Source organism: Streptomyces sp. NPDC004561 (assembly GCF_053602155.1).
In genome coordinates this window covers 1-10,217 of sequence record NZ_JBSGDB010000332.1, presented here as the reverse complement: position 1 = coordinate 10,217, position 10,217 = coordinate 1, and the positions used below count along the sequence as shown (strand labels likewise).

Below are 10,217 nucleotides of genomic sequence, written 5' to 3'. Positions count from 1 at the left end.
CCCACTGTGCGGGGGCTGCGGCCGTTCGTCTGCCCGGGTCCGCCCGCCGGGCCGGTACCGGCGGCCCCGTCAGGGGCGACGACACGCCCGTGTGTGAGGCGACGCCACCCGTTCGGCCCACACTTGTCGCGCGAGGGGTGGTGGGAGCGGCCCGTTTCGGGTACCAACGATCCAGTAGCACTGGTCGGTAACGAACGGTCCGCAATCATCCTTCTTCGCGGCGAGGTGAGCCTCATGTCCGCCCCCACCACCCGACGCACCACCGTCACCGAGCGCGAGGCCCGACAGGTGGCGGAGGCCGCCAGGGAACAGGACTGGCGCAAGCCAAGCTTCGCCAAGGAGCTGTTCCTCGGGCGCTTCCGGCTCGAGCTCATCCACCCCCACCCGCTGCCGGAGGACGAATCCGTCCGGCGCGGCGAGGAGTTCCTCGACAAGCTGCGCGCCTTCTGCGAGTCGACCATCGACCCCACCCGCATCGAGCGGGAGGCGCGCATCCCCGACGAGGTCATCGCGGGCCTGAAGGAACTCGGGGCCCTCGGGATGAAGATCGACCCGAAGTACGGCGGTCTCGGCCTCACGCAGCTGTACTACAACAAGGCCCTCGCCCTGGTCGGCTCCGCCAGCCCCGCGGTCGGCGCCCTGCTCTCCGCGCACCAGTCCATCGGCGTACCCCAGCCGCTGAAGCTGTTCGGCACCCAGGAGCAGAAGGACGCATTCCTGCCCCGCTGCGCCCGCACCGACATCTCCGCCTTCCTGCTCACCGAGCCGGACGTCGGCTCCGACCCGGCCCGCCTCGCCACCACGGCCGTGCCCGACGGCGACGACTACGTCCTCGACGGGGTGAAGCTCTGGACCACCAACGGCGTGGTCGCCGACCTGCTCGTCGTGATGGCCCGGGTACCGAAGTCCGAGGACCACAAGGGCGGCATCACCGCGTTCGTCGTGGAGGCCGGCGCCGAGGGCGTCACCGTCGAGAACCGCAACGCCTTCATGGGCCTGCGCGGCATCGAGAACGGCGTCACCCGCTTCCACCAGGTCCGGGTCCCCGCCGCCAACCGGATCGGCCCCGAGGGCGCGGGCCTGAAGATCGCGCTCACCACCCTCAACACGGGCCGCCTGTCGCTGCCGGCGATGTGCGCGGGCGCCGGCAAGTGGTGCCTGAAGATCGCCCGCGAGTGGTCGGCGGAACGGGAGCAGTGGGGCAAGCCCGTCGCGCTGCACGAGGCCGTCGGCTCCAAGATCAGCTTCATCGCGGCCACCACCTTCGCCCTGGAGGCGGTGCTCGACCTGTCCTCCCAGATGGCCGACGAGGACCGCAACGACATCCGCATCGAGGCCGCCCTCGCCAAGCTCTACGGCTCCGAGATGGCCTGGCAGATGGCCGACGAACTGGTCCAGATCCGCGGCGGGCGCGGCTACGAGACGGCCGAGTCCCTGAAGGCGCGCGGCGAGCGGGCGGTCCCGGCCGAGCAGATCCTGCGCGACCTGCGCATCAACCGCATCTTCGAGGGCTCCACGGAGATCATGCACCTCCTCATCGCCCGCGAGGCGGTGGACGCCCACCTCTCGGTCGCCGGTGACCTCATCGACCCCGACAAGACCCTGTCCGACAAGGCGAGGGCGGGCGCGAACGCGGGTGTCTTCTACGCCAAGTGGCTGCCCAAGCTGGTCGCGGGCCCCGGTCAACTGCCCACCTCGTACGGCGAGTTCCGGCACGGGATCGACCTCTCCGGCCATCTGCGCTACGTCGAGCGCGCCGCCCGCAAGCTGGCCCGCTCCACCTTCTACGCCATGTCCCGCTGGCAGGGCCGGATGGAGACCAAGCAGGGCTTCCTCGGCCGGATCGTGGACATCGGCGCGGAGCTGTTCGCGATGAGCGCGGCCTGCGTCCGGGCCGAGCGGCTGCGCACCCGGGGCGAGCACGGCCGCGAGGCCTATGAGCTCGCCGACGCCTTCTGCCGCCAGTCCCGCATCCGTGTCGAGGAACTCTTCGGCCGGCTGTGGAGCAACACCGACGACCTCGACCGCAAGGTGGTCAAGGGCGTCCTCGGCGGGGCCTACACCTGGCTGGAGGAGGGCATCGTCGACCCGTCGGAGGACGGCCCGTGGATCGCCGACGCGACCCCCGGACCGTCCACGCGGGAGAACGCCCGCCGCCCCTTCGGGGCGTAGGCGTCACCCGGCCGTCGACAGGGCGCCTGGGTCAGGAACCCCAGGTGCCCTGGTCGCCGGCGCAGGTCCAGCCCTTGCCCTTGAGGGTGAACTTCACCTTGTAGGAGCGGGTGTTGAGCAGGTGCGTCTGCACCCTCACACCGAGGCTCGTCTTCTTCTTCAGCGTCCCCGTGTAGACCGAGACCGTCGTGGACGTCCTGTGGGTGACCTTGCCGCCGGTGGGCCTGGCCGTGCCGAAGCGGATGTTCTTCACGTCCGTGACGGTGAACGTCACGGTGCCGAAGTTCTTGGTGGTGCTCTTGTTCTTGATGCCGAAGTACAGGCCGCCGTTGGTGACCCAGCCGTGCGAGTCGATGTAGAAGCGGCTCGGGTAGACCAGGTCGATCGGGCAGCCGGTGCTCTTCGGCGTCACGGTCGCGGCCGACGCGGCGGTGGCCAGACCGAGTTGAGCGGCCGTGAGAAGGCCTGCCGTGGCCAGGACGGCGGTGGTGGTGCGCATGCGGTTCAAGGTGACTCCTCCCCGTTGCGGCCCTGTTGGGCGGGACGCGAGGGGAAGCATGCCATCTACGGGCCCCCGACACGCGCGAATTCCGCAGGACCGGTACACGCCTGAAACGGTGGCCGGCGCGGATCTCCGGGCGGTCCGTGGACATGCCGGGTGATCTTCACATCGGCATCACAACGGGAAAACGCCTTATCCACGACGAAAGCCGTGAAAGCGCCCGCCCGGGGGACACCCTGTCCTGACACTCGCCGCTTGCGGCAACAATGGAGGGATGACCGACAGTCCCGCCCATCCGGCACCCCTCGCCGACCCGCACCTCGTCTACGACCCCCTCGCCGGCGACGGCCCCAAGGACGTGGTGATCCTCGGCTCCACCGGATCCATCGGCACCCAGGCCATCGACCTCGTGCTGCGCAACCCCGACCGCTTCCGGGTCACCGCCCTCTCCGCGAACGGCGGACGGGTCGCCCTCCTCGCCGAGCAGGCCCACCGGCTGCGGACGCGGACCGTCGCGGTCGCCCGCGAGGACGCCGTGCCCGCCCTGCGGGAGGCGCTGGCCGCGCAGTACGGCCCCGGAGAGCCGCTGCCCGAGATCCTCGCCGGACCGGACGCGGCCGGCGACCTCGCCGCCTCCGAGTGCCACACCGTGCTCAACGGCATCACCGGCTCCATCGGCCTCGCGCCCACCCTCGCCGCCCTGGAGGCCGGCCGCACCCTCGCGCTCGCCAACAAGGAGTCGCTGATCGTCGGCGGACCGCTGGTCAAGGCCCTCGCCAAGCCGGGCCAGATCATCCCCGTGGACTCCGAGCACGCCGCCCTCTTCCAGGCCCTCGCCTGCGGCACCCGCGCCGATGTGCGCAAGCTGGTCGTCACCGCCTCCGGCGGCCCCTTCCGCGGCCGGACCAAGGCCGAGCTGGCGGACGTCACCGTCGAGGACGCCCTCGCCCACCCCACCTGGGCGATGGGCCCGGTGATCACGATCAACTCCGCGACCCTCGTCAACAAGGGCCTGGAGGTCATCGAGGCGCACCTCCTCTACGACATTCCGTTCGACCGCATTGAGGTGGTCGTGCATCCCCAGTCGTATGTTCACTCGATGGTCGAGTACACCGACGGATCCACGATCGCCCAGGCGACGCCCCCCGACATGCGCGGGCCGATCGCCATCGGTCTGGGCTGGCCCGAACGGGTTCCGGACGCGGCCCCCGCGTTCGACTGGACCACGGCCTCCACCTGGGAGTTCTTCCCGCTGGACAACGAGGCCTTCCCCTCGGTCGGCCTCGCCCGGCACGTGGGGCAGCTCGCGGGGACGGCGCCGGCGGTGTTCAATGCGGCCAACGAGGAGTGCGTCGAGGCCTTCCGCAGCGGCGCGCTGCCCTTCAACGGGATCATGGAGACCGTCACCCGGGTGGTCGAGGAGCACGGCACCCCGGCCACGGGAACTTCACTCACCGTGTCGGACGTCCTCGAAGCGGAGACCTGGGCGCGTGCCCGGGCCCGTGAACTCACCGGCACGACGGCGACCGCGGAGGCGCGTGCATGACGACCTTGATGTTCATCCTCGGCATAGTGGTCTTCGCGTTCGGTCTGCTCGTCTCGATCGCGTGGCACGAGCTGGGGCACCTGTCGACGGCCAAACTCTTCGGCATCCGCGTCCCGCAGTACATGGTCGGCTTCGGCCCGACCGTGTGGTCGCGGAAGAAGGGCGAGACCGAGTACGGCGTCAAGGCGGTCCCGCTCGGCGGCTACATCCGCATGATCGGCATGTTCCCGCCCGACGAGGAGGGCCGGGTCTCCGCCCGCTCCACCTCGCCCTGGCGCGGCATGATCGAGGACGCCCGCTCGGCGGCCTTCGAGGAGCTGCAGGCGGGCGACGAGACGCGCATGTTCTACACGCGCAAGCCGTGGAAGCGGGTCATCGTCATGTTCGCGGGCCCGTTCATGAACCTCATCCTCGCGATCGCCCTGTTCTTCACGGTGCTCATGGGCTTCGGCATCCAGCAGCAGACCACCACCGTCGCCTCCGTCTCGCCGTGCGTCATCGCGCAGAGCGAGCACCGCGACAGCTGCAAGAAGTCCGACCCCGCGTCCCCGGCCGAGGCCGCCGGCATGAAGAAGAGCGACCGCATCGTCTCCTTCGACGGCAAGCCCACCAAGGACTGGAACACGCTGTCGGACCTCATCCGCGACAGCGCCGGCAAGAACGTCCCGATCGTCGTCCAGCGCGACGGCGGGCAGGTCACCCTGCACGCGACGATCGCCACCAACCTGGTCGCCCAGAAGGACTCCAGCGGCACCTACGTCCAGGGCAAGTACGTCAAGGCCGGCTTCCTCGGCTTCAGCTCCGCCACCGGAGTCGTCAAGCTGGGCGTCGGCGACTCCGTGACCTGGATGACCGACCGGGTCGGCGACGCCGTCGACTCCCTCGCCGCACTGCCCGGCAAGATCCCCGCCCTGTGGAACGCGGCGTTCGGCAACGGCCCGCGCGCACCCGACTCCCCGGTGGGCATCATCGGTGCGGCCCGCATCACCGGCGACATCGCCACGCTGCACATCCCCGCCTCCCAGCAGCTGGCCATGTTCGTGATGCTCCTCGCCGGCTTCAACCTCTCCCTGTTCCTCTTCAACATGCTCCCGCTGCTCCCGCTCGACGGCGGCCACATCGCCGGCGCCCTGTGGGAGTCCCTCCGGCGGAACGTCGCCCGCGTGCTACGCCGCCCGGACCCGGGCCCGTTCGACGTGGCCAAGCTGATGCCGGTGGCGTACGTGGTGGCCGGGATCTTCGTCTGCTTCACGGTCCTCGTCCTGATCGCCGACGTGGTTAACCCCGTGAAAATCTCCTAGCCATCCGGGGTTCGAGGCGGTCCGGGACCCTGTGTTCCGGACCGCCTTCCATCGGGTGGGTTTACCGGGTGGGATGTGCTGGGGCCGAGGACCGTACCGTAATCTCGAAGCCTGGAGCCCGCCGTTGGACGGGACCGGACCTTGATCCACGACTTGGGGTTGCACAGCAGATGACTGCGATTTCTCTCGGCATGCCGTCCGTTCCGACCAAGCTCGCCGAGCGCCGGAAGAGCCGGCAGATCCAGGTCGGAAGCGTGGCGGTCGGCGGAGACGCGCCCGTCTCGGTCCAGTCGATGACCACGACCCGTACGTCCGACATCGGCGCCACCCTCCAGCAGATCGCCGAGCTGACGGCGTCCGGCTGCCAGATCGTCCGCGTCGCCTGCCCCACCCAGGACGACGCCGACGCGCTCGCCACCATCGCGAGGAAGTCCCAGATCCCCGTCATCGCGGACATCCACTTCCAGCCCAAGTACGTCTTCGCCGCCATCGAGGCGGGCTGCGCCGCGGTCCGTGTGAACCCCGGCAACATCAAGCAGTTCGACGACAAGGTCAGGGAGATCTCCAAGGCCGCCAAGGACCACGGCACCCCGATCCGCATCGGCGTCAACGCCGGCTCGCTGGACCGGCGCCTGCTCCAGAAGTACGGCAAGGCGACCCCCGAGGCCCTGGTCGAGTCGGCCCTGTGGGAGGCGTCCCTCTTCGAGGAGCACGACTTCCGCGACATCAAGATCTCCGTCAAGCACAACGACCCGGTCGTGATGATCGAGGCATACCGCCAGCTCGCCGAGCAGTGCGACTACCCCCTCCACCTCGGCGTGACCGAGGCCGGCCCGGCGTTCCAGGGCACGATCAAGTCGGCGGTGGCCTTCGGCGCCCTGCTCTCCCAGGGCATCGGCGACACCATCCGCGTGTCCCTGTCGGCCCCGCCCGCCGAGGAGGTCAAGGTCGGCATCCAGATCCTGGAGTCGCTGAACCTGCGCCAGCGCGGTCTGGAGATCGTCTCCTGCCCGTCCTGCGGCCGCGCCCAGGTCGACGTGTACAAGCTCGCCGAAGAGGTCACGGCCGGCCTGACCGGCATGGAGGTCCCGCTGCGCGTCGCCGTCATGGGCTGCGTCGTCAACGGCCCGGGCGAGGCCCGCGAGGCCGACCTCGGCGTCGCCTCCGGCAACGGCAAGGGCCAGATCTTCGTCAAGGGCGAGGTCATCAAGACCGTCCCGGAGTCCAAGATCGTCGAAACCCTCATCGAGGAGGCCATGAAGCTGGCCGAGCAGATGGAGAAGGACGGCATCGCCTCCGGAGAGCCCTCGGTCTCGGTCGCCGACTGAGCCGCGCAGGCCCGCGTCCCCGTACGAGTCCCGTCGCCGCCCGGCGGCGGGACGTCCCTTCCTGACCGCCGTCCGCCATCACGAAGCGCGCCACAAGGGCGCGAGGTACAGTGCCGGGACCAGCAAACCCCCAGGGTGAGGCCCCGCACTTGTTGACCCAGACCACCTCACGGGTGCTCGAACCGAGTGACCTCGACGCAGCGCTCGCCGTTCTCGACCGCGAGCCGGTCGTGAACGCCTTCGTGGCCTCCAGGGTCCAGATCGCGGGTCTCGACCCGTGGCGCCTCGGCGGCGAGATGTGGGGCTGGTACGAGGACGGCATGCTCACGTCCCTGTGCTACGCGGGCGCCAACCTCGTCCCCATCTGTGCCACCCCCCGCGCCGTCCGCGCCTTCGCCGACCGTGCCCGGCGGGCCGGCCGCCGGTGCTCCTCCATCGTCGGCCCCGCCGAAGCCACCGGCCCACTGTGGCGCCTGCTGGAGCCCCACTGGGGCCCCGCCCGCGAGGTCCGCGCCCAGCAGCCGCTGATGGTCACCGACCGCATGCCCGCCGACATCGCCCCGGACCCCTACGTCCGCCGCGTCCGCAAGGACGAGATGGAGGCGATCATGCCGGCGTGCGTGGCGATGTTCACCGAGGAGGTCGGCGTATCGCCGATGGCCGGCGACGGCGGTCTGCTGTACCAGGCCCGCGTCGCCGAACTCGTGGGCTCCGGCCGCTCCTTCGCCCGCCTCGACGAGCACGGCAAGGTCGTGTTCAAGGCGGAGATCGGCGCGGCCACCCCGCAGGCCTGCCAGATCCAGGGCGTCTGGGTCGCCCCGGAGTACCGGGGCAGGGGCCTCGCGGCCCCCGGCATGGCAGCGGTCCTGCGCTACGCGCTCGCGGACGTGGCCCCCGTGGCGAGCCTGTACGTGAACGACTTCAACACCGCGGCGCGAAGGACGTACCTGCGCGTGGGGTTCCAAGAGGTGGGCGCCTTCATGAGTGTGCTGTTCTGAACCCCCTGTACGCTCCCGGCATGGACCTCGTGATCGGCCCCCTGGACCTCTCAGCCCACGTCGACGAGGCCCTCGCCGTCCAAGCCGTCGCGTTCGGCCTGGGTCCCGACGAGGTCGCCGTACGCCGGCAGATCGTGCAGCGGCACATGCAGTACCAGGGCGCGAGGGCCCTGGGCGCCACCGTCGCGGGACATCTCGTCGGCTTCGTCTACGGCATGCCGAACAGCCGCACCCACTGGTGGTCGACCGTCGTGGAGCCCTACCTCCGGGCCGGCGGCAACGACTTCTGGCTGGACGACTCCTTCGTGATCACCGAACTCCACGTCCACCCCGACCGGCAGAACCGCGGCATCGGCCGGCGCCTGATCACGAAGATCACCGACACCGCCGCCGAACCCCGCTCGATCCTCTCCGCGATCGACACCGAAAGCCCCGCCCGAGGCCTCTACCACTCCCTCGGCTACGTGGACCTCGCCCGCCAGGTCCACTTCCCGAGCGCGACACGGCCGTACGCGGTGATGGGCGCCCCCCTGCCCCTCCGCAGGCGTTAACCGATTTCCACCGGCACAGGCAGCCCGGCTAACCTCCTTGCCATCACCCTTTCCCGGCAGGAGTACGACAACCATGGCGAACGCACCGGTCCAGCGCATGTCCCAGTTGATGGTGAAGACGCTGCGCGACGACCCGGCCGACGCCGAGGTCCTCAGCCACAAGCTCCTCGTCCGCGCCGGCTACGTCCGCCGCACCGCCGCCGGTATCTGGAGCTGGCTGCCCCTCGGCAAGAAGGTCTTCTCCAACGTGGAGCGGATCGTCCGCGAGGAGATGGACGCGATCGGCGCCCAGGAGGTGCTGCTCCCCGCCCTGCTGCCGCGCGAGCCGTACGAGGCCACCGGCCGCTGGGACGAGTACGGCCAGGAGCTGTTCCGGCTCAAGGACCGCAAGGGCGGCGACTACCTCCTCGGTCCCACCCACGAGGAGATCTTCACCCTCCTCGTCAAGGACCAGTGCACGTCCTACAAGGACCTGCCGGTGATCCTCTACCAGATCCAGACCAAGTTCCGTGACGAGGCCCGGCCCCGCGCGGGCATCCTGCGCGGCCGCGAGTTCCAGATGAAGGACTCGTACTCCTTCGACCTGGACGACGAGGGCCTGGGCCGGTCCTACGCCCTGCACCGCCAGGCCTACCAGCGGATCTTCGAGCGGCTCGGCCTCGACTACCGCATCTGCGCCGCCACCGCCGGCGCCATGGGCGGCTCGAAGTCCGAGGAGTTCCTCGCCCCGGCCGAGGCCGGCGAGGACACCTTCGCGGACTGCCCGAACTGCGACTTCGCCGCCAACACGGAGGCGATCACGTACGAACTCCAGCCGGTCGACGGCTCGGACGTGCCCGCGCTGGAGGAGATCCCGACCCCCGACACCCCCACCATCGAGACCCTGGCCGCCTCCCTCGGCGTCCACGCCTCCGCCACGCTGAAGAACCTGCTGGTCAAGGTGGACGGCGAGATCGTGGCCGTGGGGGTCCCCGGGGACCGCGAGGTCGACCTGGGCAAGGTCGAGGCGCACTTCGCGCCGGCCGCCGTCGAGCTGGTCACCGCCGAGGACTTCGTCGGCCGTCCCGACCTGGTGCGCGGCTACGTCGGCCCGCAGGGCCGGGGCGAGAAGCTCAAGTACATCGCCGACCCGCGCATCGCCCCCGGCACCGGCTGGATCACCGGCGCCAACAAGGAGCACACGCACGCGAAGAACGTCGTCGCCGGCCGTGACTTCGAGGTCGACGAGTACGTGGACGTCGTGGTGGTCCGGGAGGGCGACCCCTGCCCGAAGTGCGGCACCGGCCTGAAGCTGGACCGCGCCATCGAGATCGGCCACATCTTCCAGCTGGGCCGCAAGTACGCCGACGCCCTCAAGCTCGACGTGCTCGGCCAGAACGGCAAGCCGGTCCGCGTCACCATGGGCTCCTACGGCATCGGCGTCTCCCGCGCCGTCGCCGCGCTCGCCGAGCAGAGCGCCGACGACCAGGGCCTGTGCTGGCCCAAGGAGGTCGCCCCGGCCGACGTGCACGTCGTCGCCGCCGGCAAGGCCCTGCAGACCGAGCTGGCCCTGGACGTGGCCGAGAAGCTGGCCGCCGCGGGCGTGCGCGTCCTGGTGGACGACCGGGCCGGGGTCTCCCCGGGCGTGAAGTTCACCGACGCCGAGCTGATCGGCGTCCCGCAGATCCTGGTGGCCGGCCGCCGCTCCGGCGAGGGCGTCCTGGAGCTGAAGGACCGCAAGACCGGCGAGCGCGAGGAGCTGTCCGTCGAGGACGCGATCGCCCGCCTGACGGCATAGGGACAGACAGCCGGCCGGGGACATCGGCGCGAGCAGCGGCCG

At 70.4% G+C, this 10,217-nt stretch carries 8 protein-coding genes; 7 read left to right on the top strand and 1 reads right to left on the bottom strand.

What is annotated here, in order from left to right; genetic code table 11:
* Nucleotides 1-234 precede the first annotated feature (234 nt).
* Nucleotides 235-2,172 (top strand): acyl-CoA dehydrogenase family protein, encoded by a 1,938-nt coding sequence (locus ACWEN3_RS32545; RefSeq protein WP_452978107.1) that lies wholly within the window; start codon nt 235-237, stop codon nt 2,170-2,172.
* A 31-nt stretch (nt 2,173-2,203) separates the two neighbouring features.
* Here the strand turns inward: ACWEN3_RS32545 and ACWEN3_RS32540 are convergent, their stop codons facing one another.
* A complete protein-coding gene (locus ACWEN3_RS32540) occupies nt 2,204-2,671 on the bottom strand; it encodes a hypothetical protein (protein WP_452978110.1) in 468 nt (155 codons plus the stop codon).
* A 277-nt stretch (nt 2,672-2,948) separates the two neighbouring features.
* On the opposite strand from ACWEN3_RS32540, the gene dxr reads away from it, so the two are divergent.
* The 6 genes from dxr to ACWEN3_RS32510 all read left to right on the top strand — a co-directional run bounded on the left by dxr (nt 2,949) and on the right by ACWEN3_RS32510 (nt 10,175).
* Nucleotides 2,949-4,220, top strand: coding sequence for a 1-deoxy-D-xylulose-5-phosphate reductoisomerase (gene dxr / locus ACWEN3_RS32535; protein ID WP_452978104.1), 1,272 nt, complete (start codon nt 2,949-2,951; stop codon nt 4,218-4,220).
* Complete coding sequence (locus tag ACWEN3_RS32530; protein WP_452978101.1) at nt 4,217-5,521, top strand: M50 family metallopeptidase; 1,305 nt, start codon at nt 4,217-4,219, stop codon at nt 5,519-5,521. Before dxr ends, ACWEN3_RS32530 begins: the two co-directional genes overlap by 4 nt.
* 170 nt (nt 5,522-5,691) lie before the next feature.
* Nucleotides 5,692-6,849, top strand: coding sequence for a flavodoxin-dependent (E)-4-hydroxy-3-methylbut-2-enyl-diphosphate synthase (gene ispG, locus ACWEN3_RS32525; protein ID WP_452978098.1), 1,158 nt, complete (start codon nt 5,692-5,694; stop codon nt 6,847-6,849).
* 149 nt (nt 6,850-6,998) lie between these two features.
* Complete coding sequence (locus ACWEN3_RS32520; RefSeq protein ID WP_452978095.1) at nt 6,999-7,847, top strand: GNAT family N-acetyltransferase; 849 nt, start codon at nt 6,999-7,001, stop codon at nt 7,845-7,847.
* 20 nt (nt 7,848-7,867) lie between these two features.
* The gene (locus ACWEN3_RS32515) at nt 7,868-8,398 is read left to right on the top strand and encodes a GNAT family N-acetyltransferase (protein ID WP_452978092.1); all 531 of its coding nucleotides are present in this window, start codon (nt 7,868-7,870) and stop codon (nt 8,396-8,398) included.
* A gap of 73 nt (nt 8,399-8,471) precedes the next feature.
* Nucleotides 8,472-10,175, top strand: a complete 1,704-nt coding sequence (locus ACWEN3_RS32510; RefSeq protein WP_452978090.1) for a proline--tRNA ligase — start codon at nt 8,472-8,474, stop codon at nt 10,173-10,175.
* Nucleotides 10,176-10,217 lie beyond the last annotated feature (42 nt).